This is a genomic window from Streptomyces sp. NPDC046821 (assembly GCF_040645335.1).
GTDB lineage: Bacteria > Actinomycetota > Actinomycetes > Streptomycetales > Streptomycetaceae > Streptomyces.
In genome coordinates, this window is sequence record NZ_JBEYYB010000001.1 from 378643 (window position 1) to 404731 (window position 26089).

Here is a 26089-nt window from a genome sequence, read left to right on the forward strand (position 1 = left end):
AAACCCGGGATTCCGGTCCGAACACCCAGGAGAGCTCCCCCATGTCAGACGCCCCGCACGGTTCCCGGGCCGTGGCCCTGCACGTCCGGTCCCTGTGGTCGCGCGTACCGCCGCCCCTGCGGTTGCCGCTGGCCGTCTTCCTTTCCTGCCAGGCCTGTTACCTGCTCTGGTGGGCGGCCTTCTACCCGGGGATGATCGACTACGACGCGATCACCTACACCTGGCAGGTCACCACCGACCACTGGATGTCCAACCACTCGGTCCTCTACAACTCACTGCTCTGGCTGAGCCTCAACACCACTGGCGGCTTTGCTGCACTGACGTTGTGTCAGACAGTCGCGATGTCCGCCGTCCTCGCCTACACGTGCACGAGTCTGCGCACCCTCGGTGTGCGCGGGCGATGGAGCGCACCGGCCGCGCTGGTGTGCGCGCTGACCCCGTCGCTCGCTCCGTTCACCGTGTACGTGGCGAAGGACGTGCCGTTCACGATCTGTGCGGTGCTGGTGTTCGCGGTCACCGTGCGGCGGGTGGGCAGGCGGTTGCGCGGAACCTGGAACGGGCGTCTGCCCCGCTCCGAACTCGCCCTGCTGTGCGCCGGCTTCCTCGGCGTCAGCCTCTTCCGTAACAACGGCTTCCCCGTCGCCGTGATCGCCGCGCTGTGCCTTCTGGTGGTGCTGCCGGGTGCGCGGCGCGTGATCGCCGCCCTGGTCATCGTCACCACGACCGTGACCCTGGCCCTGATGTTCGTGGTGTATGGGGCGGTCGGCATCCAGAAGCCTCCAAAGGCCCTCGTCTACAACCTCCACTACGCCGACCTGTCGGTGACCTACGCGCAGAGGCCGGAGCTGTTCACCAAGGGCGACCTACGGGTGATGGCGAAGGCGGCACCGCTCTCGGACTGGCGCACGACGGGCACCTCGTGCTTCGCCTCCGACCCGCTGTACCGCAAGGTCAAGAGCCGGGTCACCGACCAACTCAACGATTCCCTCGTCCAGTTGTGGTGGCGCACCCTGCGCAAGGCCCCCCAGAACGTGCTCGGCGCGCGCCTGTGCCGGGGCCACATCGCGTGGGCCGTCTTTCCCGGGCCCCGCGATCAGGGGGGCATGACGTACAACGAGCTGAACCGGGTCGACCCGTCGTTCTACAAGTGGCACCCGGAGATGAAGTCGAGCCCGTACAACAAGGCGGCCAAGCCCCGGCCCCTGTCGGCGACCCTCCACCGCGTCGGGGCGTTCGCGTACGCCGCCGCCCACGTCCACCAGCTGGAGTGGCTCCTGTGGCGCGGCGCGATCTGGGCCTACGCGACCTACGTACTCGTCACCCGGTTCGCCCGGTCGCGCCGCTGCCGCCCGCTGTTCGCGCTGGCGGGCGTCACGTTCGGCACCCAACTCACCGTTCTGGTCGCGACTCCGTCGCCGTGCTTCCGCTACATGGCTCCTCCGATGTTCATCGGCGTGCTCTGTCTGTCGCTGATCCCCGCGCTGCGCGGTGGGGCGGGTGCCGTCATCCCGTCCCCGGCGGCACGGGCCACACCGGCCACCACGCCGCCGGAGCACGTGGAGTACGCGCCGTAGTTGTCGCTCGTCTGCCGGTCCCCACCGCTTTCCGATACGCCCAGGAGATCTCAAGCCGTGTCATACGCCCAGCCCCCTGCCACGGTCCCGACCGGTGGACCCCGTGAGACGGCGGCCTCGAAGGCACGGGCCCTCCAGGCGCGCGTACCACCGGGCCTGCGGCTGCCGCTGGCCGTCTTCCTCGCGTGCCAGAGCTGCTATCTGCTGTGGTGGGCGGCCTTCTATCCGGGCCTGATGACGATGGACTCGGTGGTGTACACGTGGCAGGTCACGACCGGCCACTGGCGCGCGGACCACTCGGTGCTCTACAACTCGCTGGTCTGGCTGTCGCTCAACGTCACGGGCGACTTCTCCGCCCTGACGCTGCTGCAGACCGTCGCGATGTCCGCGGTGCTCGCCTACACGTGTGCGAGCCTGCGCACCCTAGGTGTGCGCGGGAGGTGGAGCGCACCGGCCGCGGTGGCCTGCGCGGCGACTCCACCGCTCGGGTCCTTCGTCGTCTTCGTGTGGAAGGACGTGCCGTTCACGGTGTGCGCGGTGCTCGTGTTCGCCGTGGCTGTACGGCTGTTGGGCAGACGTGCGCACGGCACATGGAACGGCCGTCCACAGCGCTCGGAACTCGTGCTGCTGTGCACCGGGCTGCTGGGCATCGCCCTCTTCCGCAACAACGGCTTCCCCATGGCCCTGGTCGCGTCGCTGGCCCTTCTCCTGGCGCTGCCCGGGGCCCGGCTGCTGATCGCCGGTCTCGCGACGGGCACCACGGCCCTGACCCTGCTGCTCACACTCGTCGTCTACCCGGCGGCCGGGATCCAGCTGCCGAGCAGGGCGTTCCTCTACAACCTGCACTACGCCGACATCTCGGTGACGTACGCGCGCGCACCCGGCCTCTTCACCCCGGACGATCTGCGGCTGATGGCCAAGGTGGCACCTTTGGCGACGTGGCGCGAGGCCGGCAACAACTGCTACGAGGCCGACGTCCTCACCTACAACGCGAAGCTCAACCGCACTGCGGCCAGCCAACTCTCCAAGCCGCTCGTGGAGTTGTGGTGGCGCACCCTGCGCGAGTCGCCGCAGCAGATCCTCGGGTCCCGCCTGTGCCGGGCCCACATCGCCTGGGCCGTCTTCCCCGGGCCGGCGGACAAGAACGCGAGGACATGGACGTACAACTCGGCGATCCCCGCCGACCTGTGGGGTTACCAGCCGATCGCGGGCAACCCGTACCGGCCGCTGCTCAAGGCCAGACCGCTGTCCGACTCCCTCCACCAGGCCGCCACGTTCAGCCGTGAGGCCTTCCGTGTCCCGCAGCTGGAGTGGCTCCTGTGGCGCGGCGCGACCTGGTGTTACGCCACCTACGCGCTCGTGGCCCTGCTCGCCCGGAACCGTCGTTGCCGTTCCCTGCTCGCCCTCGCGGGCGTCTCCCTCGGCGTACAGCTCACCGTGCTCGCCGCCAATCCGGCGCCGTGTTTTCGCTATATGGCAGCGCCCATGTTCATCGGTATTCTCTGCCTTTCGCTGATTCCCGCGCTCAGGACCGCGCCCGCGTGTCGATTCTTGCGCCCGGACAAGTGACGCAGAATCATCCGAGCCCACGACAGATCATCCAGAAGGGCACCAAGAGATATGGCCTACGACCCTCAACAACGGTTCTTGAGCTTGGTGCCCGGCGGCAACGGAATTATTTATACGATTCAGGCCGACGGAAATCTGTATTGGTATCGGCATGTCAACTGGACCACCGGAACCCCCGCGTCCTGGGCGAACTCCGGCTCCCCTCGGCTCATCGGGACCGGCTGGCAGAAATTCCGTACCGTCCTGGCCGCGGCCGACGGTCAGATCTTCGCGATCCTGCCCAACGGTGATCTTCTCTGGTACCGGTACATCCTCTCGGACCTCAACACAGGCGCCGGCAGCTGGCACGCGGCGAGCGGCACCCGCATCGGTACCCAGTGGAACTTCCCCCGCGTGATCGGCGGGTGGAACAACGTCCTCTACGCGCAGGACGGCAACGGAGACCTGCGCTGGTACAAATACACCGGCACCAACGGCTCTTTCGGCTGGGCGGCGAATTCGGGTGCCAGGATCGGCACGCAATGGCAGCCCTACACCCAGCTCTTCGCCGACCCGAACGGGGTCATTTTCGGAACCCGGCACGGCAGCTCCCTCAGCTGGTTCCGTTATCTCGGGACGGATGGAACCTTCAAGTGGGCTAATGGCGGTGCCCCTGTCGACACGACCATTCTGGGTCCGTTCGAGCGGGGTCTTTTCTCCAACGGTTCCGGTGCCGTCTACAAGATCCAGACGAACACCGCGAACCCTCCGGGCCCCGACAAGAACCTCCAGTGGTACCGCCTGCTCAACTCCGAGACGGTGAACACCAGCGGCGTCAAATGGGCGAGCGGGTCCGGTTCCGTGGTCGGCACGGGTTTCACCCGTGAGCAATCCGCGGCACTTCAGGGATATGCGACCACGCTGTCCGTCCGGCAGGGCACGAGCGTCGGCATCCATGTGTCCACGACCTTCCCCACGTACACGTCCTCCACCCTGCGCCTCGCCCCCACCACGGGCGCACCCGTCGTGGTCACCCGGCCCACCACACGGACCGGGCAGTTCCAGCTGCTGCAGAGCGGGTACCACAGCGCGGGCTGCGGGTGGAGCGAGTCCTATTCCGTGCCTGTGGGGACGGGGACCAGCTGGCCGACGGGCGTCTACGCCTCGCAGCTGAAATCGCCCCAGGGCAAAGAACACAACGTGATGTTCGTGGTGCGACCCACCTCGCCACAGCAGAAGATCGCCGTCCTGGTGCCCACCAACACCTACAACGCCTACAACTACTGGGGCGGGCACAACCAGTACACGACCGGCCAGTCCGGTGCCCGGCGCACCGTCACCATGCAACGCCCCAACATGGGCACCTCGTGGGACAACTCCTACCTGTCGACGCCCGGCATCATCGACCATCTGCTCTACAGCGACGTGCAGTTGTTCCGCTGGATGACCTCGAAGAGCATCGGCTACGACTGCTACGCCGACACCGACCTGCACTCCACGGGCACCAACTGGCTGCGCACACCGGCACAGGGCGGGAGTTACAAGGCACTGGTCCTGACGACGCATCCCGAATACTTCAGCCCCACCGCGCGCAACAACCTCGTGGCCTTCCAGAACCACGGCGGCCGCATCATCTACCTCGGCGGCAACGGCGTCTACGAACGGATGCAGTACACGTCGGACGGCAACGCCATCATCTTCCGGCGCACCGACGGCACCCGGGACGTCTACGCGGACGCCGGGCAGTCCGAGTCGCAGATCATCGGCGTATCGCACTACCAGCCGACGTACATGTCCTTCGCCCCGTACCAGGTGCGCGACACCACCAGCAATCCCTTCACCGCCGGCACCGGTCTGAGCGTGGGAGACACCATCGGCAGCGTCTCGTACGACATCGCCGCGAGCGGCTGGGAGGTCGACCGCCGGCAGACCACGGTGCCCGGATCCGTACTCATCGCCGAAGGGCTCAACAAGACCGGAGGGGCCGAAATGATCTACATGCCGCCCACCGGCCCCAAAGGCTGGGTGTTCGCGGTCGGCTCCCTGTCCTTCACCGGCAGCGTCCCGACCGACACCGCGATCCAGAAACTCCTGCAGAACGTGTTCACGCAGGCCGTGGCCTAGTTCGTTGATCCGATCCGACCGCACCGACGGAGAGAAGAGAAGATGAAGGAGATCTCGCGGCGCACCGTACTGGCCGGGACGGCGGTGTCGACTGTCGCGCTGGGCCTGCCCGCATCGACCGCCGTCGCGGAACCCGCCGGGGATGAACCACCACCCACGACTGCCGAGGGAAAACTGGGCAGCTCCCCGATCTCCGTCACGGCACGCGAGGTCCAGGACGTGACCGGCCTCCAGTACGTCATCACCAACGGCGGTTCCCGGCCGATGACTTACGTGGTGTGGTATGTGGATGTGACGGGCGGGCCCGCGTCCGGCAGGGTCACGGAGACGGCGGAGGCGGGAGAGAGCGTCGCCGGATACTTCTACGGCGCCGTCCATCACTGCTTCACGCTCCATGTGTCCGACGAGGCGGGGGCCGAAAGCGCCGTCCTCGGGCCCGTGTGCGGCCACGGTGCGTCGAGCTGGTAGCAGGGCGGGCCGGACGGACCAAGTCCCCGCACCCAGATGCCGGTTGGTTCGTTCCACAGCACATGAAGCAGAACCGTGAAGTGCCCGAAGTGTCCGTTTCTCCGGTCCGTATGGCAGCCGGGGCCCAGGTCGACGAGTCGGCCGCCCTGGGTCCCGGCACCGCCGTGTGGGAGCTCGCCCAGATCCGTGAGCAGGCCGTGCTCGGCGACAACTGCGTGGTGGGGCGGGGCGCCTACGTCGGCCCCGGTGTCCGGATCGGCCACGGGGTCAAGATCCAGAACCTCGCCCTTGTCTACGAGCCCGCACAGCTCGGCGACGGCGTCTTCGTCGGGCCCGCGGTCGTGCTGACGAACGATCACAACCCGCGCTCGGTCGACCCGGAAGGGCGGCCCAAGGGACGTGCCGACTGGGAGCCCGTGGGGGTCACGGTCGCCGAGGGCGCGTCGCTCGGCGCGCGCTCGGTCTGTGTGGCGCCGCTCCGCGTCGGCCGCTGGGCGATGGTCGCCGCGGGCGCCGTGGTCACGCGGGACGTGCCGGACTTCGCCCTCGTCGCGGGCGTCCCGGCCCGGCACATCGGCTGGGTGGGCCGTGCGGGGCAGCGGCTGCGCGAAGTTCCGGGCTCACCGGGCGTGTGGGAGTGCCCGGGCACCGGCGCCCTGCACACCGAGAAGGACGGCGTGCTCACGGAGACCTGAAGGCCGCCGTGCCCAGCTCGCGGCCGCCGGTCAGGAGCCCCCGATTCCGGCGGTCGCGGCCCGGCGGTCCGGACTCTCCTGGATATCGAGCATGAGGGCGCCGATGAGAAGGTGAATTCCGGTGAGGACCGGAAAGGTGGCGACCAGGACACTGCCCGCGCTGGCGGTCGCGGGCCCGATCGTGTGGATCAATACCCAGGTGCTGGCCACACCGCCGAAGGCGATGAGGAAAAGTCCCGCCAGGAGCAGCAGGGCGATCGGCGAGAACGAGAAGATGACGTACTTGAGGATGACGCGCCGGCCGGTGCCGCGCGCCAGTTGGGAAATCAGCGCGGGAATGACCTTGTGCATCCGCATCGTGGACACCTCGCTCCCGTAGACCGCGGGGATCGGGACGTCGCAGGCCGGAATCCGGAGGATGTTCAGATTGATCAGCAGGTCGTTCTCGAACGAGTAGTCCTTGGCCACGGTGTCGAGGTTCAGTCGTTCCAGTGCTGTCCTGTGGATCGCGGTGTAACCGTTCTGAGGGTCGAACAGGTGCCAGTATCCGGAGGCCAGTTTGGTCATGAAAGAGAGAATGATGTTGCCGAGAATCCGGAACTTCGGCATTCCCTGGTAGGAGTCGCGGGAGTAGAAGCGGTTGGCCTTCGTGAAGAGAGCGGTCCCGTCGCAGATCGGGGCGAGCAGGGCGGGCAGGTAGGCCGGGTCCATCTGGCCGTCGCCCGCCATGACCACGGAGACGTCGCACCCGAGGCGCAGGGCCTCCTGGTGTCCGTCGCAGACCGCTCCGCCGACTCCGGTGTTCTCGCCGTGCCGGATGAGCACCATCCGCGGGTCGCCGGCGTCGAGGGCCTCGGAGGCCGTCTCGTCGGTGCTGGCGTCGTCGATCACCACGATATGGTCGACGAATTCAGGCATGGTGCTGATCGTCCGGGCGATCAGCTTTTCCTCGTTGTAGGCCGGCACCACGACGGCGACTTTCATGTTCTGATACACGAAGAAAAACCCTCTCATGGTTCTCTGCCTGGAAACCCGTCCGCGACAACGGTCTTGAGCACGGAGGAAGGTACCAGAAATTATTCGGGGAATGTGGAACTCCGCTTGCCGCTTCTCGTCGGCCGATACGACAAGATTCCTCCTGGTCGGAGGCCTGTGCTACGCGATCGATGTCGGGACGCTGGTCCTGCTGCACGGCGTATTTCATATGCCCTTGGCCGCGGCGACCTCACTGGCTTTCGTCACCGTGCTGACGGTCAACTTCGGACTCAACAGATCGTTCGTCTTCCGGAACGGCGCAATGGCCGGACCGGCATTCGCGAAATACCTTGTGCTCGTCGTACTGAATTACCTTGCGACCTTGGCGACGGTCACCGGGCTGACCGCTCTGGGCCTGTCGTACGTCGCCGCCAAGACGACGTCGACCGTCGTCAACGCGGTGGCGAATTACGCCGCGTTCCGCTGGTGGGTCTTCAGATCGCCCGCCGCGGCGCCCGCGTGGTCGCTCCCCGCGGAGAGCGGGACGACCACGCAGGTCCGGGACTGACTCAGGACCGCTGGGCGAACGCCGTCAGACTCCGGGGATGCGCGTTCTGGAGCGGCAGGGACGCCTTCCGCCGTGCCGAGTCCAGGACGACCTCGGCGACCTCGACCGTCCTCAGCCCCTGGTCGAGGGTGACGATGTCCATGGACTTGCCGTCGACGGCGTCGCGGAAGCGTTCATGCTCGACGAACAGCGGCTCGCGCTTGGGGATCGCGTACCGGATCATGTCGCCCTCGGCGGCTCCCCGGAAGGCGCTCAGTGCTTCCCACTCGGTGGCGAAGGCGCCGTTGGCGTGGAAGGTGAGGTCCGCGGTGAGGGTGTCGGCGATGAAGCAGCCGCGCTCGCCGGTCACCGCCGTGAAGCGCTCCTTGAGCGGGCTGAGCCAGTTCACGAGGTGGCTGACCATGGTGCCGTCGGTCAGCTCGCCGACGACCGCGACCATGTCCTCGTGCGGGCGGCCGCTCTTGTGGACGGTGCGGGCGGCCACGGAGGCGTAGCGGCAGCCCGTCACCCAGCTGGTGAGGTCGATGTCGTGGGTCGCCAGGTCCTTGACGACGCCCACGTCCGCGATGCGCTGCGGGAAGGGTCCCTGGCGCCGGGTGACCACCTGGAAGAGCTCGCCGAGTTCGCCCGCCTCCAGACGTGAACGCAGGCTCTGCAGCGCCGGGTTGAAGCGCTCGATGTGTCCGACGCCGGCGATCAGACGGGCACCGTCGAAGGCGTCGACCAAGCGCCGGGCCGCGGCCGAAGAGTGGGCGAGCGGCTTCTCGATCAGCGCGCACACGCCGTTCGCGGCGAGCGCGAGGCCGATGTCCTCGTGCAGCACGGTGGGGCAGGCGACCACCGCGTAGTCGAGGCCGAGCGCGAGGAGTTCGGGCAGGGTGGCGACGGCCGGGGCGCCACGGGCGGCACCCGTGGGATCTCCGGCCGGGTCCATCACGCCGACGAGGTCGACGCCGTCGAGCGACGAGAGCACCCGGGCGTGATTGCGTCCCATCGCCCCGAGTCCGACCAGGCCCGCGCGCAGTGTCCGCCGGTTCATCGGGCACCTCCGGCGACGCTCACGGCCTTGGCGATGCGCTCGAGTTCGCCGATCCCGAGGGTGGGGTGAACCGGCAGCGACAGCACTTCGGCGGCGGCACTGTCGGTCTCGGGCAGTGGCGGCCTGGCCGGGTCGCGGAACGGCGCGAGGCGGTGGATGGGGGTCGGGTAGTACACCGCACTGCCGATGCCCTGCGCTGCCAGTTCCCGCTGAACGGCGTCCCTGCGGCCGTCGGGAATGGCCACCGTGTACTGGTGGTAGACGTGCCGGGCGCCGTCGGCCACGAGCGGCACCGCCAGCCCCTCGATGCGGGAGTCGAGCACCTTGGCGTTGGCCCGCCGCTGCTCGGTCCACGCCGGCAGCTGCTCCAGCTGCACCCGGCCCACGGCCGCCGCGACGTCGGTCATGCGCAGGTTGGCGCCGACGATCTCGTTCTCGTAGCGCTGTTCCATGCCCTGGTTCCTGAGCAGTCGCAGGGTGCGGGCCAGTTGCTGGTCGGCGGTGGTGATCATGCCGCCTTCGAGGGCGTGCATGTTCTTCGTCGGATAGAAGCTGAAGCAGCCGGTCTGCCCGAATGTGCCGACGGGACGGCCGTGCAGGGCGGCGCCGTGCGCCTGGCAGGCGTCCTCGATCACGGCGAGGCCGTGGCGGTCGGCGAGCGGCATCAGCTCGTCCATGGCGGCCGGGTGCCCGTACAGGTGGACGGGGATCAGTGCGGCGGTGCGCGGGCCGAGCACCGCCGACACGGCGGCAGGGTCGAGGCAGTAGGTGCCGGGCGTGATGTCGGCGAAGACCGGTTCGGCCCCGACGAGGCGTACCGCGTTGGCGGTAGCCGCGAACGAGAAGGAGGGCACCACGACTTCGTCGCCCGCCCCGATGCCGAGTGCCATGAGGCTCAGCTGGAGGGCGGAGGTGCCGGAGTTGACGGCGACGCAGGCGCGTTCGCCGACCAGCTCCGAGAACTCGTCCTCGAAGGCGGCCACCTCCGGCCCCTGGATGACATGGCCGCTACGCAGGACACGTACGGCCGCCTCGATCTCGGCTTCGCCGATCACGGGCCGGGCAGCGGGAATTGACAGGTTGGACCCAGACACGAGCAGTCTCCGTAGAAGAGCGAGGGAGTCGGCCTGGTTCAACCCGGGTCAGCGCCGGGGAGTTTCTGTTGCCACTGTTTATCAACCCTTACGCAGTATGCGTAAGATGAGTCGATTGGACGCACAACCGTCCGGACGGCCCACTCCCCCGCTTCCTTTACGGAACACGGCCCACTCCCCCGCTCCCTTCACGGAACAGCGTGTTCAGCGCCGTGTCTTCGGCACCTTCAGCAGATCCCAGCTGGCCTTCCCGGGGATGCCGTCGGCGTCCTTCCCCTTGAAGCCCAGCTTGTGCTGCCACGCCGTGTAGGACTTGCGGTCCGCCTCGGTCCAGTCGGGGCTCGGGCCCGACTCGTAGCGGCTGCAGCCCTCGGCCATCAGGCGGTGCCCCATCATCGTGATCATGGGGTGGCTCTGTCCGACGTGGAAGAAGCCGGCGCCGGGGAACGGCTCGTACTCGGCCTTCGGGGGCTGCTGCGGGGGCTTCGGGGTGGTGCTGCCGCTGCCCCCGCCGCCCTTGCTCCCGCCGTGGCCGGCGAGCCGGTCCGCGATGCGCTTGCGCATCCCGTCCATGGTGAAGCCGCGCGGGTCGACCTTGCCGGGCTGCCACTCCTTGTGGCCGATCACGGAGCGCGCACCCCAGCCGTGGGCGCGGCAGATGGCGGCGGAGACCTTCTCGATGGCCTCCTTCTGCGCGTCCGGCCAGGGGTCCTTGCCGTCGCCGAGGTTGATGCACTCGAAGCCGTAGAAGTACCGGTTGCCGTCGGTGTCGGCGGAGTTGTCGTGCGGCAGCGTCGTCTCGTTGGTGACGGCGCGCAGGACGTCGCCGTCACCGAGGCCCGCGTGGTTGGCGCGGCCGTTGCCGACGAGGTGGACCTCGCCCTTCTTGTCGATGACGCCGTGGCACAGCGGGCCGGGCAGGTCGGCCCGGCCCTCGTAGCAGAGCTGGACCGAGCCGCTCGTCCCGGAGCTGGCGGTGTGGTGGATCATCACGCCGCGCATCGGGCCGTAGGGGCCCTTCGCGTTGCGGTTGTGGGTCCGCCAGTTGCGTACCTCGTGGACGGTGAGGCCCTCGGCGCGCAGGACCTGCACGAGCTTGGACGCGGTCAGGGGCGTGGCCATCAGGCGGTCTCCTCTCCGGCCGCGGAGTCGTCCACCGCTGCCTCGGCGGCGGCGGTCGTCTCCGACCTGCTGTTGGACGGGGCCGCACCCTCGGTGGCCAACTCCTCGTCATACGCCTGCTGTTCGGCGGCGAGGGCGGCGGCGTCCGCGGGCGGGACGGCCCGGGTGGCGAGCGGGGAGAAGCCGAGGCGCAGGTCGACGGGGGCGCCCTCGCCCTCGACGAGCGCGAGCGGCGCGTAGTGGCGGACGATGCCGGCCGGGTGGATCAGGAGCGGCTTGCGGGCCGCGTTCACGGGCCATTCGACGCTGCCGGTGGCGGTGCGGGCCGCGATGGTCCAGTAGTCACCGGTGCGGTACGTGCCGCCCTTCTCGAAGTAGACCTCGACACCGTCCTCCAGGGGCAGCCAGGCCCCTTCCTCGATCTGGACGGCGCCGCCGCGCAGCGGGGTGGTGCGGCCGCGCTGCCGGGACCCGGCCTCGTGGTCCCAGCGGCGCAGGTACGGGTGGAGTTCGGGGCGCCGCCCGACGTGCTGGTCCGGCTCGCCGGAGAGCCTCACCCGGCGGCCCGGCAGGTCCAGTTCCTCGACCCTGAGCAGCGGCAGGGGCTCCAGGCGGGACGCGTACGCGGTGTCGACGAGTTCGACGTGGTCGCCGACATTCAGGTCGAGCTTGTCGTCCTGGCCGAGGGTCGCCAACTCGACCCAGGTGCCGTCCACTTCGTCGACCGGGAAGACCACGGAACCGTTCTCGCGGGACCACTTGAAGGTGGCCCGGCCGTTCTTGCCGGCCTCGCCGCCCTCGTGGATCTCGACGCGGTAGAGCTGGTTCTCCGGGCCCCGGTAGCGGGCGTCCGGCTTGACCAGGCAGGGGTCCTCGTCGGCGTGGTCGGGGCGCTCGCTGCGGGCGGCGAGGCGGGACTTGGGGGCGGCCTCCTTCGCCGCCCAGCGCTCGAAGGCCCGGCGGACGTCGTCGGGCGGCGGCACGTCGCCCTCGATGCCGAGCTTGGCGTACGCGAGCGGCAGGACCTGCCAGACGACCTTGCGGCGGGCGGCGGTGTCGGGCATCGCCGAGCCGAGGGCGACCTCGCGCAGCTCGGGGTCCTCTGCGGCAGTCACCGCGCGCTCGAACACGCTGAGGTACACGACGAAGGGGTAGTCGGTGGGCAGCCGGTCGGCCGGCTTCTCCTTGTCGCGGTAGGCGTCGGGCTGGTCCCAGTAGTTCCAGAAGGCGGGCGGGGCCGCGGGCTTCCCGTCCTCGGATTCGGCGTCGTCATCGGAGGCTGCGGTGGCGTCGTCGGGCACCGCGTCGCCGGGCCCCGGGCGGGTCGCGTCGCACAGAATGCCGTCGACGTAGTAGTGGCCGCCGTGGATGTCCAGGGTGTCGAGCTCGGGGGTGGCTCCGTGGTACGCGATGCGGAAGCCCGTGTCACCGCTCGTGCCGAGGGGGCCGCCGTGCTGTCCGATCAGGTCGACGGCGGTCGCGCGCGCCTGGTGGAGCTGGATCGCGGCCTGCTCGTTGGCGTCCGCGTCGAGCTGGACCCGGCCCTGCTGGGTGATGACCGCCGAGTAGTGCCGCGCCGGCCGGAACGTGGCGCGGGAGATATCTGCGTGCATGAAGGGTGTCCCCCTGGTTGGAAAGGTGCGGGTCGCATGTCGTCGGTGGGCGGGGCGCGCCCCGTGGGCGGGTCGGCTCAGGTCGGCTGAGGTCGGCTGAGGTCGGCTCAGGTCGGCTCAGGTCACGAAGAAGATCCCCGCGTCCGTCCCGGCGGGCACGTACTCGGCGAGCCGTGCCCGCAGGCTGTCCTCGCGCTGCGGCCGGTACAGGTCGTGGAAGGCGCCCAGCTCGGCCCCGTCCTCGGCCCCCCGCCGGATCTCCTCGGGGCACCGGTCCGCCAACAGCCCGTACCAGGGCGTCCCGTACCGCTCGGACGTGAACAGCGGTCGCACGTCGGCGGCGTCCGGCAGGCAGCGGTAGCGGCGCGGGGTGCGGGAGCCGACGGGTACGTAGCTGAAGCGCATACAGCCGATGCCGCGCCGTGCGACGTGCAGCTTCCCCGTGAAGATCGAGTTCTCGGCGATGCGCACGGCGTGCGTGTGCACCTCGCCGATGACCGTGGAGCGGTGGACGTGCAGGACCGCGTGCGCGTGGCGGCAGTCCGGTGCGGACAGCGCCTCGCGGTCGGGTCCGGTGGCGTCGAGGATGGAGTCGCGCAGGTGGATGTCGAGGGGGTCCTCGGACACCTCGTCGCCGATGACCTCGACGGTGCCGAGGACGCTGTCCTCGATCTGGAGGCGCGCGGTGGTGCGTTCCAGGACGATGCTGGGCTCGTCGGGCGAGTGCGGATCGCACTCGGGCTCCAGGGACCAGCCAGGTACGAGCGTCGAGTGCCGTACGACGACTGCGCCCATCGGGCCCGTGACGTTGATGCCGCGCCCGGCGACGAGCAGCCCGTCGAGCACGAGACGCGGACGGTCCGCCGGTGCGCAATCCTCGGACACCGCACGGATGTTGAGGGCGTCGGGCCGGTTGCTGTACCAGTCGAGGAGCCGGATGACGGGCCGGGTGCCCTCGGCGGCGCGCAGCTCGAAGCGGTCGCCCGGGTCGAGGTCGAAGTCGAGCTGCTCCTGGTAGGCGCCGCTGTGGGTGATCTCGACGATGCCGTCGGGCCCGCTCGCGCCCGAACGGCGGTCGTGCTGCCAGGCCCGGTAGGCGTCCATGATCTGCCGGTACGTCTCGCCGGGGCCGACCCGGTACACGGTGGCGTCGGGCCGCTCCACACGGTCGCGCGGGTACTCGCCGCCGCCCATGTCGGCGGCGGACGCGTAGTGGTAGTCGACCCATACGCCCTGCCGGGGCGCCGACCGTGCGCCGAACGCGATGCGGCCCAGTTCGGGGTCGACGGCGACCTGCCCGCGCTTCGGCCGGTAGCGCCACTGCGACAGGTCGGCGACCACGATGTCGGACAACGGCACCGGCTTGTCCTCGCCGTCACGCCGGATGACGAAGCTCTTGCCGGGCCCGTAGTAGTCGGCGAGCCGGTCGTGCAGCTGGCGGCGCCGGATGAACGCCGGCACGTTGTCGACGGTCGCGATGTGCGTGGCCGACGGCTCGGGCTCCGGCTTGGTGACCAGCGGGGTGTCGTTGCCGAGGATGGAGAAGGTGTACAGGTGCCGGGCCCGGTCTATGCAGTACGCGGGTGACGTGGTGAGCGAGTGGGCCTTGAGCCGCCACACGAAGAGCGCCACCCCGGCCGGGCTCAAGCCGCCTTGGCGGTAGCGGGAGTCGGCGCGCCGCACGTCCACGTTCCGGGCCACCGTGCCGAACGGGCCGCCCGCCAGGTCGAGGGCGGCACCATCTCGCAGGTCGGCGAGCCGGCCGCGCGTACGACGGTGTGCGGCACCGTCCGCGTACAGCTTGACCGGCTGCTGGTGCGCGACGGTCCGCGACAACTCCACTGCTCTCGCTGGCCAGTTGGCGACCTGTTCGGAGATTTCCTCCAGGAGGTGCAGGGTGCCCTTGCGGCGGCGGTTGCCGACGGTCGCGGCGACGTCGCGGCGGGGCGCGAGGGCCTGTTCGAGGCCGTCGCGGCCGGCTCCGCGCAGGCCGGTGGTGAGCACGCGCTCGTAGCCGGGCAGCGGCCGGTAGCCCACCAGGTCGCCGAGGTAGGGCAGCGCCCACGGCGCGGCCGTCTCCACGAACAGGTCCTCGTAGCCCTGCTCGACGCCGTCGCGCACGCGGTCCAGCTGCTCGGCCATGACGGCGAGCAGGGCCCGCAGCGGCTCGCCCTCCTCGGCGTCGCGCAGGCGGTGCCACTGGGGCAGCAGGTCGTAGAGCCCGTCCGGCTCTCGGGACATCACTTGACCTCCGTGAGAACGATCGTGTCCGTGGCCAGCGGCGACAGCATGGTCAGCTGGGCCGGGCGGACACCTCGGAAGACGAACACCGAACGGCCCTGGCCGATGCGCCGGGTGTCGGTGATGTCGGGGTTGAGGCGCAGCAGTTCGTCGAGCGGCAGACCGTGCCGCCTGCTGATCGACGACAGGGTCTCGCCGTCCTTGTCACGCACGGTGTAGGCGCGTTCGTCGTGCGTCGCCGAGCGCGCCGGGACCGAGGGACGCGGCGGGCCCGGCTCGGCGATCAGGCGGGCCATCTCCTCGGGAGTGGCGGACGCTGGTACGCCGGTGAAGACGTCGACGTCCACGTAGTCGACGCCCGGCACGGAGTGCGCGGTGGCGAGGACCTCGGAGAGCGCGGCGGGCTGCCCCAACTCCCGCCCGTCGAAGCCGAGTCGGCGCAGCAGCGCCGCCCGCAAACGGGGCTCGACGACCTCCCAGGCGTAGTCGGGCGCGAGTTTCACGCGGGCCGCCAGGAGCAGCAGCACAAGCTCCCGCACATCGACGCGGACGGGCAGGCGCGGGTCGCCGTACTCGGTGAGCGCGGCACGCAAGGACCGCAGCAGATCGGAGTCCTCGGCCATCGGTACGTCGTCCGTGCCCGCGACCGTCACATGCAGCAACCGCCGCTTGCCGTCGAAGAGTTCACGGGCGTGGGCCCGGCCGATACCGGCCCGCGAGCGCGCGAAGTCCTCGTAGTCGGGCGCCGACACAAGCCGGTCGAGGGCTGCGACCGACAGCGGGACGGTGCGCCGGGTGAGCGCGGGCCCGTCGGCGTCGGCCCCACCGGTGGCGGGCCGCGGGTTGGTGACCGCGGTGACGCCGAGGGGGCGGGTGACGGCCTGGGTGATGCGGTCCGCGGCCACGTTGGCGGCCTTGCCGGTGCCGAAGCGGTAGCGGGCCCGTACGTTCTCGTGGCCGCTGGGCAGCCGGGCGCCGTGCACACCGTCGCCGAACGTCACGGTGGTGCGGCCGTCGGCGGTGGTGCCGGTGATGTAGACCCGCTCGCGCTGGCCGCGCCCTGCGAGGCTGTCGACCGCGTGCCAGAGCAGGCCGTCGACCCGCACCTCCAGGGCCGGTGTCGCACCCAGGGGGGTGTCGGCGGCCATCCAGGTGAGCGGCGACTGCCAGAGCGTGAAGGTCTGGTTGACGCGGTCGAAGTCGCCGCTGCCGATGGGTTCGTCCCGGCTCTCGCCGTGCGTGGCCTCCACGACGTTGCCGAGGATCTCCACCGTCTCGCGGCGGTAGCGGTGGGCAAGGTCGGCGGTCAGAGTCAGCTTGGTGTGGAACGGCCCGTCCGGTGCGGTCGGGTCGGTGGCGCGCTCGACCTCGGCGATCACGACGACCTCGGTGGCCCGTACGCCGGTAGTGCCGGGGATGTCACTGCGCTCGCCGCCGACGATGAGGGTGCGGCCGCGCTCCAAGCCCTCGTACAGGTCGGCCAGTTCGATCTCGTTGCCGTGCACGTCCTCGCCGAGCGGTTCGTCGGCCATCCGCAGCGGTGCCCCGGCCGCGTACACCGTGGTCTCCCGGATGTGTGAGAGCAGCACGTCCTTGTCGTCGAGCCACGGGTCGGCGAGGACGAGTTCGGTGCCGCGTCCGGTGATGCCGTAGTTCGTGTACGCGACGGTGCGCGCCGCGGTGACCTTGGTGGTGACGAGCTGGAGCTTGCTGTCGCCGGGGATGCCGCCGTCCGCGCCCTTGCGGGGCCGCTGGACGGCGACCCAGCTGCCGACGGTGACGGCGTCCTGCACGCTGTCGAGCTGGAGGATGTTCCGGTTGACGGGTTCCGGGGTGCTCGCGATGACGATCTCTACGTTGGGCTGGGTACCGGCCGTCGTGTACGTGAGCGTCACCACGTACCCGCCCCGCGTGACCTGCTGCGGGGCGCCGGGGCGCAGTTCGACCGGGTCCGACGTGCCGTCGCCGACGACGACGTGGACGCGGCCCTCGTCGTCGGGGCGGGACACGAACAGGCCCAACTCCGGCAGCCCGGCGTGCAGTTGAGCGGTGACGCCCGGCTCCTGGGAGTCCGTGGGCCGGCGGGCCAGCCAGTTCAGGTCGCGCTCCGGGGCGACGCGGGCCGACAGGTCGACCGTGCCGGGGCCGAGGGGGAACGGCGGGATGTGCGTCTGGCCGAGCAGGTTCTCCGAGCGCTGGTCGGAGTTGCCGCCCTCGATGTACTGGAACTCGGCGCGCTCCGGCGCCTTGCCGGAGGTGTCGAAGACGACGCGCACACTCGTCAGCACGGCGCCGGTGAGCGGCCAGTCGGCGGTGCGGACCACGCGGCCGCGGTCGTCCTGGACCGGCTTGAGCGGCGCGGTCGCGCCGAAGGGGGCGGTCCGCGTGCGCAGGGCGAGCACCTCGCGCAGCACCTTGGGCGCGCTGGGCGCCTTGGCCTTGCGCAGTGCCGGGTAGAGGGTGCGGCCGAGGCCCGGGTGCAGGGCCGCGAGGAGGCGGGCCGTGTCGGCGCCGGGTGTCTGGGCGACGGGGGTGGTGCCGGGGCGGGATGCTGCCTTGCCGGTGGCCGTACCTGTGAGCGCGGGTACGAGGGTGGCCAGGGCGTCGAAGGCGACGGCCTGGGGTTCCTGGCGCCGCTTCGTGTACTGAAGCGCGGCGGCCCGCTCGTCATCGTCGACCGCTTGGGCTGGCGCCAACTCCCTTGCCCGCTCGGCCAGTTCATCGAGTACGGCTTCCAGCTGCTCGAACCAGGCAGCCACATCCTCGTACGCCCTGGCGAGTACCTGGGCCTCGCCGAGACGTTCCACCGGTTCGGCGAGGCGGTCGGCGAGGCTGCCGGGCGTCTTGATGCCCGGCAGGTCGGCCCGTAGCGGTGTGAGGACCTGGAAGTCGAACTCCTCGATGAGGAGGCTGACGGGCCGCGGGTTGGGGACCTCGGGCGTGGGCGGTTCCTCGCCGGGGGCGCCCGGCCCCGCCGGCTTCGCGACCCAGCGGCTCACCTCGTCGACGAGTTCCTTCAGCGTGGGCGGGGCCGACATGGGCAGGCCGATGCCGGTGACGTCGTCGTCCCGGTCGACGCGGACCCGCGTGACGGGCGTGAGCCTGCGGTCGCCGCCCGCCTTCTCCTCGAAGACGAACAGCAGCTGGTCCCCGGTGCGCAGGGAGGTGTCGGTGCCTTCGACGAACAGCTCGGAGCGGCGCTCTAGGTCGTCCGGGGTGATGAGCGAGGCCCGGCGCCTGCGGATCTTCAGCTCGTTCCAGTCCCAGCGGGCCTTGAGGTCCTGGCCGGTCTCGAAGGCCTGGGACTCCTCGTCGGCCGAGGCCGGCACGGCGTGGCTGCGCGCCCCGCGCGGGATGACCACGGGCAGCGTCTCGGCGCGCGGGTCGCGGTCGAGGCGGTACGCGAGGTGGGTGGACGCGGCGACACCGGGGCGCGGCCGGTGGCCTACGAGGCGGCCGAGCAGCACGAGGGAACGGTGTTCGTTGGCCGTCCGCAGGTAGGACTCGTCGGCGATGCGCTCGGAGTGGAAGGTCAGCAGGTCCCCGAGGACAGCGGTGGCGTCGAGCAGACCGAGCGCCGGGTCGTCGGGGGTACGGACGGTGAGCCGCCCGAGCGCCGGGTACGCGGGCGAGGCGAGCCGGTCATGAAGTGCGGCCAGGAAGGAGCCGTAGTCACCGACGCGGTGCGCCAGGGCGCTGAGGCCGGGCGGGTTGTGCGGGGCGGCGGGGGCCTGGCGTTCGTCGTGCCCGGCGCCCGCCGCGCAGGTGCCGCCGCAGGTGCAGGTGGGGTCGCTGGTCATCGGGGGCCTCCCAGCCGGATGTCGAGGCGGCCGTTCTCCGGGTGGTCCGGGTCGTTGTCGCAGCGGGCGATCTCCAGCGGGCCGAGCCGCAGCACGCCTTCCTCCCTCTCTCCACGGTCCTGCTCGAACAGCCTTTGCAGCCGGGCCACTTGGACGCTCTCCACACCCTGGACAGCCGCGGCGACCGCGACGAGTCGGCTGAGCCGCACCGGTTCGCCGAAGGTCAGCGCGTCGGGATGGAAGAAGCCGAGCCGCCCGCCGGGCAGCCGGCCGCGCCCGAGGACCCGGTACAGCTCGGCGAGGATCTGCCCCTGCTGGTGCCCCGGCTTCGCCGACACGCACAACTCGATGTCCACCGGCACCAGACGCGCCGGGCTCACGACGAGGTCGTGGCCGATGCGCCGGTACGTCTCCAGCTGGTGCGCGACCGCGTCGAGCAGTGCGGGCGCGGGCGTACCCGTCCCGTACGCGTCGATCGCGACGTGCGCCTCCTGGACGCTGCCGGTCCACCGGATCTCGGCGGCGGCCCGCTGCACGCCGGGCAGCGCGGAAGCGAGTTCGGCGTAGTCGTCGGCGGTGACGGCACGCAGCTTGGTGCGGCGCAGGTCGAGGGGCGCCAACTGCCGCACCTGTTCCAGTGGTTCAGGTTCGGTTCCGCCGAGTGCGGGCAGCGGGTTGCGTACACCCGCGACCGGCAGGGCCGCGTCGCCCTCCGGGTCGCGGCAGACGACGAGGTGGTTGATGGCCTCGGCGCCCACGTTGCCCGCGGTGCCGCCGCCGAGCCGGTAGCGCAGTTCCAGGCGCGCGCCCGGGGTGGGCCGGGCGCCGTGGCGGCCGTCGCCGAAACGCAGGGTGAGGCGGCCGTCGTCGTCCAGTTCACCGACGAAGTGCCGGTCGCGGGGGCCGCTTTCGAGCAGGTCGCGGCGGGGTTCCCAGGTGTGCTCACCCTCGTGGACACGGACGGCGGGCAGAGCGTGGCGCGGGTCGTGGGCGAGGGCGGCGGTGGCCGGACCGCGCAGGACGGGCTCGCCCGGGTGGAGTCCGGCGGCGTACGCCGGGCCCCAACTGTGGGCGATCTCCCAGGCGATACGCCCGTCGAGGACCGTACCGGCGCGGGCTCGCGCAGCGAGGACCTCGACGCGGCGCAGCTTGTTGTCCAGCAACTCGTCGCTGCGGTGCAGGAGTTCACGCAAGGCACGTACCGGGTGCAGACGCATTTCGAGCCGGTCGAGGACCTTCGGCCCGAACACGACGGTCAGCTCGTCGATCTCGGTGTCGTCGAGACCGTCACGGTCGCGGGCACTGCGCCACAGCTCGGTCAGGCGCTGCTCGATCCGCCCGGGGATCGCCGCGAGCCGGTCGGCCTGGCCCTTGCTGACGTGGTCCGGGTCAGGGAAGGCGACGACCTGGGTGACGGGCGAGCGGCCGAGCCGGGGCTGGAAACGAGGCTTGATACCCGGGTACACGGACTGGGCGAGCAGGGTGCCGAGTGCGGCGGCCTGCGCGTAAGCAGTACTGGGGACGACACGCTCGCGGCCCTGCTGCCCGGCGAGTTCGAGTCCGAGTCCGGCGCGGCTCGTCTCCGTATCGCCGACGACATCGAACAGCTCACGGATGTCGTCCGCGCTGAGCGGCACACCCGAATCAACCTTGTCGGCAAGGGAGTTGATGAGCCGGGCGGGAGCGTTGCCCTCGTCGCGGTCGACGCAGCCGAAAGCGGGGGTGCCGCAGGCGCCGGTGACGGCGGGGTCGTGCGGGACGGTGACGGTCTCCTGGAGGCCGTCACCGCACCAGGCGAGGGAGCGCCCGTGGTCGACGAGCACCACGTTGCCACGCGCCACGCTCACGTCCTCGACGGGTTCGCAGTCGCGGCCGCCGAGCGTGGTCAGGCGGAGCGGGAAGCGCAGGGCGTCCTCGGCGGCCCAGGTGACCTCCAGGACGGGCTGGTCCTCGATGTGGTCGACGCCGGGCGTGACCGAGGTGAGGCGGACGGCCTGGCGGTGGGTGGGGTCGGCGTCGCCGGGGGTGCCGGTGCGCGGGCCCTTGACCTCTTCGAGGATGAGGACGTCACCGGGGCGCAGGTCGAGCCGGCGTTCCTGGCACTGCTCGGGGTCACGCCACGCGTCGCGCAGAGTAGCGGCGGTGGCGCCCGCGGGCAGGACACACGTGTCGCCGTCCCAGGTCCAGAACCGGATGGTGTTGTGGGCGTCGAGGAGCCTCAGTGGCTCGTCGGCGGCGACCGGTTCGAAGACCTCGACGGAACCGCGTTCGCTCAGGTCGGCGAGGTCGGGGTCGTCGATGACGGTGCCCGGTTCGGGGGTGTCGTGCGGGTCGAGGGTGCGGGTGTCGACGGAGGCGAAGCGGAAGGTTCCCGCGGGCAGGGTGTGCTCGCCGGCGGTCTGCACGGCGACGTACGCGCGTGCGCTCGCGCCGTCGTGCATCGCGTAGTCGATGAGGCGTACGTGGCGGCGTACGGAGATCCGGCGGCGGGCGGTGTCCAGGTACGCCTCGGTGGCGACGGCGTCCTGCTGGTAGCTGATCTGGTCGCCGGTGTGCGCGAGCAGCTCGACGAGGGTCGTGCCCAGGTCGGCGGCGTTGCGCTCGACCCAGTCGGGCGTGGTGAGGGCGAGCCGGTCCAGAAGGAGCTTGCGGATGGTGTCGTAGTCGCGCGCGGTGTAGTCGATGACGGGGGCCTGCGGGAACTCCGTGTCCTCGTCCGGCTCGTCCGCGCAGTCGAACGGGGACGGGCAGTCGGGCCGGAAGCGGAACTCGGCGCTGTGGTAGCGCTGGTCGAACCCGTGGAAGGGCACGTCGCCCGGCCGCCCGTACGGGTCGGTCTCGACGAGCGAGAGCCGGTAGCGGGAGGTGTCGCCCGCCTTGTCGAGGGTGACGTACAGCCGGTCGTCGAGCTCCGGGTCCTCCTCGCGCTCGACGCTGACGTCGTCGGCGCGCAGGCCGGTGACGCGGCGGCCGCCGTCGATGCGTACGTTCTCGGGGCCGAGGCCGTGCGGGGCCTTGCCGAGGAAGGTGACGGTGAGGGTGAGCCCGTCGTCGCTCACCTCGACGGCGTCAACTCCGTTGAGCCGAGCGGCCCTTACCTTGGTGCGCCGCGCGCCTGTCGTGGTGCTGCTCACGTCTGGGTCCTCCCTTCGAGGACGTCGTCACGGCGGGTTCCGGTGGCGCGTACGGCGTAGGCCAGGTGGACGCGTACGACGTTCTCGTCGCTCTCCATGTCCAGGGCCTCGACCTCGATGAGGTCGCCGAGCCAGCGCTGCAGGGCGGCCTGCACGGACAGTTCGAGGGTGCTGATCAGCTCGGGGCTGTTCGGCGAGAACACGAGGTCGAGCAGGCCGCAGCCGAAGTCGGGGCGCATCACGCGCTCGCCTGGGCTGGTGAACAGCAACTGCTCGATCAGGTCCCGCACATGCTCGTCGTGGTCCGCGTGCGCGGTGCGCCCCCGCCGGTCGACCCGGAACGGGAAGGCGATGTCGCTGCGGACCCGGGTACGCCGGCTCATGGGATGGTCACCTCTCGCTGCGTGGCCTGGACGAAGGGCGGCCCCTGGGCGACGAACGCCGCCGAGAAGCACTGGGCCGCGGAGGTGTCGAGCAGCACGGGCGCGCCGTCGACGGTGATGCCGGTGTCATCCGCGGTGAAGCGGACAGCCACACAGGGTGAGGGCACACCGTCGACGGTGTGCGGGCAGCCGGCGACCACGAAGGTGTGCGCGCCGGTGAGGACCGGCACGCCGTTGAGGTGCACCGACCCGTTAGATGTCGTGGCGGGTACGGCCCTGCCGCCGTGCGGGCAGCTGATCACGGCGTCCTCGCCGAGCAGGCTCCCCGAAACCCCCGATACCCCGGATATCCCGGACACTTTAAATCTTTCCCCCGTCTTGTCACTGCTTGGCGGACACGGTCATGCCCTTGCTGATGGTCACGGTCGGTCCTTCGAGGACGACTTCGGCGCCCCCACCGGTCGCGATGACGATCTTTTCCTTGGTGATATGGATGTACGCGCCGCCCTCGGCCTGCAACTTGATCCCGCGCTCGTCCCCCTGGGCGTCCGACATCACGATCTTGTGAGCCGCGGGCGTCTGCACGACGACGGGCTTGTGGTCGGACGGCGAGGCCACCAACTTCCGTGCGTCGGGAGGCAGTTCCTTCTCCTCCCCGTACCAGCAGCCGGTCCAGATGGGGAAACTCGGATCACCCTGCTCGAACTCCACCCACACACCCGTCCCCTTCGACGGCACCACGAACTGGCCGGCCTCGGGCCCGGTGAACGGCAGGCAGGGCAGCGCCCAGGTCGACGGCTCGTCACCGAGCACGTCGGGAACCTCGACGGTGACCCGGCCGATGTGCAGCGGGTCGTTGTTGTCCACGACCCGGCCGCGGAACTTGCCGAGGTAGCGATTGCTGGGTGCCGCCATGCTGAACTGCTCCTGTTGTGTGCGGTGTTGTCGCCTGTCGGCTTGGGGTCAGGGCCGGACGGTGTCGTGCTGCGCCTCCAGGCCTTCCCGGGAGAGCGTGAAGTTCTGCTGGAAGGACCCGGGCCGCAGGTTGTGGGTGACGGACTTGACGTAATAGTCGCCGTCGTAGGCACGGCCTGATCCGCGTACGCCGACGAGTTGGCGGGGTTGGAGGATGTAGCCGTGGCGGTTGACGTCCAGGGAGCCGGAGCCGCTGATGACGTCGGCGGATGTGGCGGCTTGGGCCAGGAGTTCGGCCTCTGCCTGGGCGCGCTGCAGTTTGGCGGTTCCGGAGAGCGTCTTGCGCTTGAGGGCCGGGGTGGGGCGCCGGCCCAGTGGGGGCCGCAGCGGACTGATCGGCGGCTGAGGCAGCAGCGTGGACACGCGCGTCCCCGGATCCTGCCACCGGGCCTGCGGCTCTTCGCGCGCGGTCCCGTCGTAGGCGAAGGTGAGCTGGTCCACGGTGGTGTTGGCATCCATGTTGACGTTGAGGGCGTGCTGACGGATGCCGAGGCGGATTTCGGGGCCCCAACGAGCCGATGACTGACCGGGGTTGGGGCCGGGGTCGAGGTAGAAGGTGTAGCCGTTCGCGCGGGCGAGATCGGTGACGTACTGGAGGTCGGTGCCGGTCTGGTAGTGAACGCGGAGATCCTGATGGGGCGGCTGCGCGATCTTCTCGGCGTAGACGTCGGGCCGGATGCCGTAATCGGAGTACTGGCGAAGGATATTAAGGACGCGCTCGGAGGGCGGGAGATTGGGGTAACGGGCGGTGCGCTCCTCGAGGTCCATCAGCAGGGTCAGGTCCTCGCCCGTGATGGTGAGGGTGGAGTGACCGGGCTGATTGCTGGCGCCCACTTCCTGACGCACTATCAGCCCGTCGAAGAGAACATCGGTCGTCCCCCGGACGCTGACGGTGACGATGAGCCGCGTCTTGGGGTCGAAGAAGCCTTCGGGCAGCAGCGCCTTGTTGATGATCCCGGTCTTCGTGAGATCGAAGGCGAGCTGGAACCCGCTGCGTTCGCCGGCGGTGGCGGTGATCTGGGCGGACAGCAGGGCCTCGGTCACCTCGGCTGGCACGGGGCGGGCGAGCTTCGGCCCCATGAGGAGCGTGATGTGTACGGGGCCCTTCCCCACGGGCTGCTCAGACACGCCGGTGCCCCCCGGGCTCGGGAACGTCGATGACTCGTCCGGCTTCGTCGGTCAACTCCCGTGGGTCGAGTACGGGGTTGGCGTCGGCGATGCGCCACCACTGGGCGGGGTCGCCGAAGTAGCGCTGGGCGAGGAGGTCGGGGCGCTCCCCGGCCCCCACGACATGTTCCTGGCTCTCCTGGGCATCGAGCGGGGGCAGCAACCGCCGCTTGGCGTAACGCACTTCGGTCCCGTCGGGGAGCCGGTGCACCCCGATCTCGGCGTCGTGGTACCGGCTGCTGCGCGGATAGGGATGAGATCCCGGTATCGCGTCCAGGGCACTCTCGTAGGACTCGATGTCAGCCATGTCTGTGTCCTCAACGCCTTCCACTCAGTACGTCGGCACCCGGCAGCCCGAGCGAGCCGAGACTCCCACCACGCGCGGCGGAAGCGAGCCGCTCCTTCTGCGCGAGGTGAGCCATGTACAGATCGGCACCGCGGTGGCCTGCCGGCAGATCACTGACGGTGAGAATCTTCATGCCGATGCTCAGCGAGGCCCGAATCGGATTGAGATTCACGTCGAACGCGGACTCATTGGCGGAAAGCTCGGTGAGCCGCACGGGCATGACCCGCTTGCTCCCCCACGTGAACAGCGTCAGGGGCATCTCGATCGGGCTGATCTCGATGGTCCCGTTCTGCGCGAGGCGGCTAGCTGCGCGCAGCTGAGCGGTGGACGGCTGCACGAGCATTTCGAGGGTGGCGAGTTGGGGGTGGATGCCGTCGGGCGCGGCGATCTCCAGTTGATCGGTGGAGTCGATCTCGGCGGTAAATTTCCAGGTCTCTTCGGCGGGACCCTTAAGACGCAGGGCCTCGTTCCGGTCCCCGTTCCCGCCACCACCGGCACCGGAGTCGCCACTGTCCCCAGCGGTCTGCGGGGCGATGCTGCGCTCCAGGGTGTCAGGATTGAACTGCAGCACGATGACGCGCTGGGGGGTGCCACGGTCGGGGTCAACTACGACTATGCCGGAGCGGATGGGTTTGGGGATGTCTGCGTAGCGGGTCACTCGCCACCCCGCTGGAGGCCTTCGAGGAGGAGTTCAGAGTTCCTCCTCACACGATCCACCGGATCGCGCGTGAGCACCTCGTCCACGATGCGCACCAGACCGGGCCAGGGGAGGTATCCGGTCGCGATGACGACGGACTGCCGCACACCCGGATCAGCGTCATGGGCCACTTCCCGAAAGGCCGCGACGAGGCCCCCGTCTTCCTCGGCCGGAGCGGTGAGCGCGGCGGCGTACACGGCCGTGAGCTTCTCGTTCCTGTCAGCTGCCGATCGCAGCGCGCGCCGGGCTTCCTGGTAGCTCCAAAGGTCACAGTTCTCCTGGATCTGCCGCGCAACCTCGTCGCCGGCTTCTCCCCGCACAGTGAGATACCGCATGCCAATGGGCTCATCGTCCACGTGATGGATTTCGGTGCGCTTGTCGTACGTGATCCAGATGTCGACGTACGCTCCGGCCTCCGATCGACGCAGGTCCACGATATCCCAGTCGAGATCCCACGCAAGCCGCTTGAGATCCCGAATGGAACAGGTCGGTTTGAGAACGAAGCGGTGACTGAAATCGGTCATGA

At 70.1% G+C, this 26089-nt stretch carries 21 protein-coding genes; 6 read left to right on the forward strand and 15 right to left on the reverse strand.

The features are described from left to right. Positions 1 to 41 precede the first annotated feature (41 nt). From ABZ893_RS01820 to ABZ893_RS01840, 5 genes are all read left to right on the forward strand, one after another. Positions 42 to 1574, forward strand: a complete 1533-nt coding sequence (locus ABZ893_RS01820; RefSeq protein ID WP_361395108.1) for a hypothetical protein — start codon at positions 42 to 44, stop codon at positions 1572 to 1574. 57 nt (positions 1575 to 1631) lie between these two features. Beyond that, a complete protein-coding gene (locus ABZ893_RS01825) occupies positions 1632 to 3143 on the forward strand; it encodes a hypothetical protein (protein WP_361395111.1) in 1512 nt (503 codons plus the stop codon). Positions 3144 to 3221: 78 nt separating this feature from the next. Next, positions 3222 to 5246, forward strand: coding sequence for a N,N-dimethylformamidase beta subunit family domain-containing protein (locus tag ABZ893_RS01830; protein WP_361395113.1), 2025 nt, complete (start codon positions 3222 to 3224; stop codon positions 5244 to 5246). Between the two features lie 42 nt (positions 5247 to 5288). Continuing rightward, positions 5289 to 5714, forward strand: coding sequence for a hypothetical protein (locus ABZ893_RS01835; RefSeq protein ID WP_361395115.1), 426 nt, complete (start codon positions 5289 to 5291; stop codon positions 5712 to 5714). Between the two features lie 110 nt (positions 5715 to 5824). Then, positions 5825 to 6409 (forward strand): acyltransferase, encoded by a 585-nt coding sequence (locus ABZ893_RS01840; RefSeq protein ID WP_361395118.1) that lies wholly within the window; start codon positions 5825 to 5827, stop codon positions 6407 to 6409. 30 nt (positions 6410 to 6439) lie between these two features. Here ABZ893_RS01840 and ABZ893_RS01845 read toward each other — a convergent pair whose 3' ends face one another. Beyond that, entirely contained in the window at positions 6440 to 7405 is a 966-nt protein-coding gene (locus ABZ893_RS01845; protein WP_361395121.1) for a glycosyltransferase family 2 protein, read from the reverse strand. A gap of 91 nt (positions 7406 to 7496) precedes the next feature. Here ABZ893_RS01845 and ABZ893_RS01850 point away from each other — a divergent pair, with 91 nt between their 5' ends. Continuing rightward, positions 7497 to 7952 carry a GtrA family protein gene (locus tag ABZ893_RS01850; RefSeq protein WP_361395124.1) on the forward strand — a complete coding sequence of 152 codons (456 nt, stop codon included), beginning with the start codon at positions 7497 to 7499 and terminating at the stop codon, positions 7950 to 7952. Between the two features lies 1 nt (position 7953). On the opposite strand, the gene ABZ893_RS01855 is transcribed toward ABZ893_RS01850, so the two are convergent. The 14 genes from ABZ893_RS01855 to ABZ893_RS01920 form a co-directional block, all read right to left on the reverse strand. Further along, on the reverse strand, positions 7954 to 8991 hold the full coding sequence (locus tag ABZ893_RS01855; RefSeq protein ID WP_361395127.1) for a Gfo/Idh/MocA family oxidoreductase: 1038 nt from the start codon (positions 8989 to 8991) through the stop codon (positions 7954 to 7956). Continuing rightward, positions 8988 to 10085, reverse strand: a complete 1098-nt coding sequence (locus ABZ893_RS01860; RefSeq protein WP_361395130.1) for a DegT/DnrJ/EryC1/StrS family aminotransferase — start codon at positions 10083 to 10085, stop codon at positions 8988 to 8990. The genes ABZ893_RS01855 and ABZ893_RS01860 overlap by 4 nt, the downstream gene beginning before the upstream one ends. Positions 10086 to 10289: 204 nt before the next feature. After that, positions 10290 to 11207, reverse strand: a complete 918-nt coding sequence (locus ABZ893_RS01865) for a peptidoglycan-binding protein (RefSeq protein WP_361395133.1) — start codon at positions 11205 to 11207, stop codon at positions 10290 to 10292. Next, a complete protein-coding gene (locus ABZ893_RS01870) occupies positions 11207 to 12820 on the reverse strand; it encodes a DUF6519 domain-containing protein (RefSeq protein WP_361395135.1) in 1614 nt (537 codons plus the stop codon). The genes ABZ893_RS01865 and ABZ893_RS01870 overlap by 1 nt, the downstream gene beginning before the upstream one ends. 117 nt (positions 12821 to 12937) lie before the next feature. Next, positions 12938 to 15061, reverse strand: a complete 2124-nt coding sequence (locus tag ABZ893_RS01875; RefSeq protein ID WP_361395137.1) for a hypothetical protein — start codon at positions 15059 to 15061, stop codon at positions 12938 to 12940. Then, a complete protein-coding gene (locus tag ABZ893_RS01880; RefSeq protein ID WP_361395140.1) occupies positions 15061 to 18861 on the reverse strand; it encodes a putative baseplate assembly protein in 3801 nt (1266 codons plus the stop codon). Before ABZ893_RS01880 ends, ABZ893_RS01875 begins: the two co-directional genes overlap by 1 nt. Continuing rightward, complete coding sequence (locus ABZ893_RS01885; RefSeq protein ID WP_361395143.1) at positions 18858 to 21995, reverse strand: putative baseplate assembly protein; 3138 nt, start codon at positions 21993 to 21995, stop codon at positions 18858 to 18860. The genes ABZ893_RS01880 and ABZ893_RS01885 overlap by 4 nt, the downstream gene beginning before the upstream one ends. Next, positions 21992 to 22378, reverse strand: a complete 387-nt coding sequence (locus ABZ893_RS01890; protein WP_361395146.1) for a GPW/gp25 family protein — start codon at positions 22376 to 22378, stop codon at positions 21992 to 21994. Before ABZ893_RS01890 ends, ABZ893_RS01885 begins: the two co-directional genes overlap by 4 nt. Then, positions 22375 to 22623: a hypothetical protein gene (locus ABZ893_RS01895; protein ID WP_361395149.1), complete on the reverse strand. Its 249-nt coding sequence runs from the start codon at positions 22621 to 22623 to the stop codon at positions 22375 to 22377. The genes ABZ893_RS01890 and ABZ893_RS01895 overlap by 4 nt, the downstream gene beginning before the upstream one ends. Positions 22624 to 22759: 136 nt before the next feature. After that, the gene (locus ABZ893_RS01900) at positions 22760 to 23293 is read right to left on the reverse strand and encodes a phage baseplate assembly protein V (protein WP_361395151.1); all 534 of its coding nucleotides are present in this window, start codon (positions 23291 to 23293) and stop codon (positions 22760 to 22762) included. Between the two features lie 48 nt (positions 23294 to 23341). Further along, complete coding sequence (locus ABZ893_RS01905) at positions 23342 to 24481, reverse strand: hypothetical protein (protein WP_361395154.1); 1140 nt, start codon at positions 24479 to 24481, stop codon at positions 23342 to 23344. After that, positions 24474 to 24827: a hypothetical protein gene (locus ABZ893_RS01910; protein WP_361395156.1), complete on the reverse strand. Its 354-nt coding sequence runs from the start codon at positions 24825 to 24827 to the stop codon at positions 24474 to 24476. The genes ABZ893_RS01905 and ABZ893_RS01910 overlap by 8 nt, the downstream gene beginning before the upstream one ends. A 10-nt stretch (positions 24828 to 24837) precedes the next feature. Next, a complete protein-coding gene (locus ABZ893_RS01915) occupies positions 24838 to 25524 on the reverse strand; it encodes a hypothetical protein (protein WP_361395159.1) in 687 nt (228 codons plus the stop codon). Beyond that, complete coding sequence (locus ABZ893_RS01920; protein ID WP_361395162.1) at positions 25521 to 26087, reverse strand: hypothetical protein; 567 nt, start codon at positions 26085 to 26087, stop codon at positions 25521 to 25523. The genes ABZ893_RS01915 and ABZ893_RS01920 overlap by 4 nt, the downstream gene beginning before the upstream one ends. Positions 26088 to 26089: the final 2 nt, after the last annotated feature.

Excerpts from the sequence above, each read along its gene's own strand:
- ABZ893_RS01820 (WP_361395108.1), top strand. The coding sequence starts at position 42 with ATGTCAGACGCCCCGCACGGTTCCCGGGCCGTGGCCCTGCACGTCCGG.
- ABZ893_RS01835 (WP_361395115.1), top strand. The coding sequence starts at position 5,289 with ATGAAGGAGATCTCGCGGCGCACCGTACTGGCCGGGACGGCGGTGTCG.
- ABZ893_RS01840 (WP_361395118.1), top strand. The coding sequence starts at position 5,825 with ATGGCAGCCGGGGCCCAGGTCGACGAGTCGGCCGCCCTGGGTCCCGGC.
- ABZ893_RS01850 (WP_361395124.1), top strand. The coding sequence starts at position 7,497 with ATGTGGAACTCCGCTTGCCGCTTCTCGTCGGCCGATACGACAAGATTC.
- ABZ893_RS01855 (WP_361395127.1), bottom strand. The coding sequence starts at position 8,991 with ATGAACCGGCGGACACTGCGCGCGGGCCTGGTCGGACTCGGGGCGATG.
- ABZ893_RS01865 (WP_361395133.1), bottom strand. The coding sequence starts at position 11,207 with ATGGCCACGCCCCTGACCGCGTCCAAGCTCGTGCAGGTCCTGCGCGCC.
- ABZ893_RS01870 (WP_361395135.1), bottom strand. The coding sequence starts at position 12,820 with ATGCACGCAGATATCTCCCGCGCCACGTTCCGGCCGGCGCGGCACTAC.
- ABZ893_RS01875 (WP_361395137.1), bottom strand. The coding sequence starts at position 15,061 with ATGTCCCGAGAGCCGGACGGGCTCTACGACCTGCTGCCCCAGTGGCAC.
- ABZ893_RS01880 (WP_361395140.1), bottom strand. The coding sequence starts at position 18,861 with ATGACCAGCGACCCCACCTGCACCTGCGGCGGCACCTGCGCGGCGGGC.
- ABZ893_RS01890 (WP_361395146.1), bottom strand. The coding sequence starts at position 22,378 with ATGAGCCGGCGTACCCGGGTCCGCAGCGACATCGCCTTCCCGTTCCGG.
- ABZ893_RS01900 (WP_361395151.1), bottom strand. The coding sequence starts at position 23,293 with ATGGCGGCACCCAGCAATCGCTACCTCGGCAAGTTCCGCGGCCGGGTC.
- ABZ893_RS01910 (WP_361395156.1), bottom strand. The coding sequence starts at position 24,827 with ATGGCTGACATCGAGTCCTACGAGAGTGCCCTGGACGCGATACCGGGA.
- ABZ893_RS01920 (WP_361395162.1), bottom strand. The coding sequence starts at position 26,087 with ATGACCGATTTCAGTCACCGCTTCGTTCTCAAACCGACCTGTTCCATT.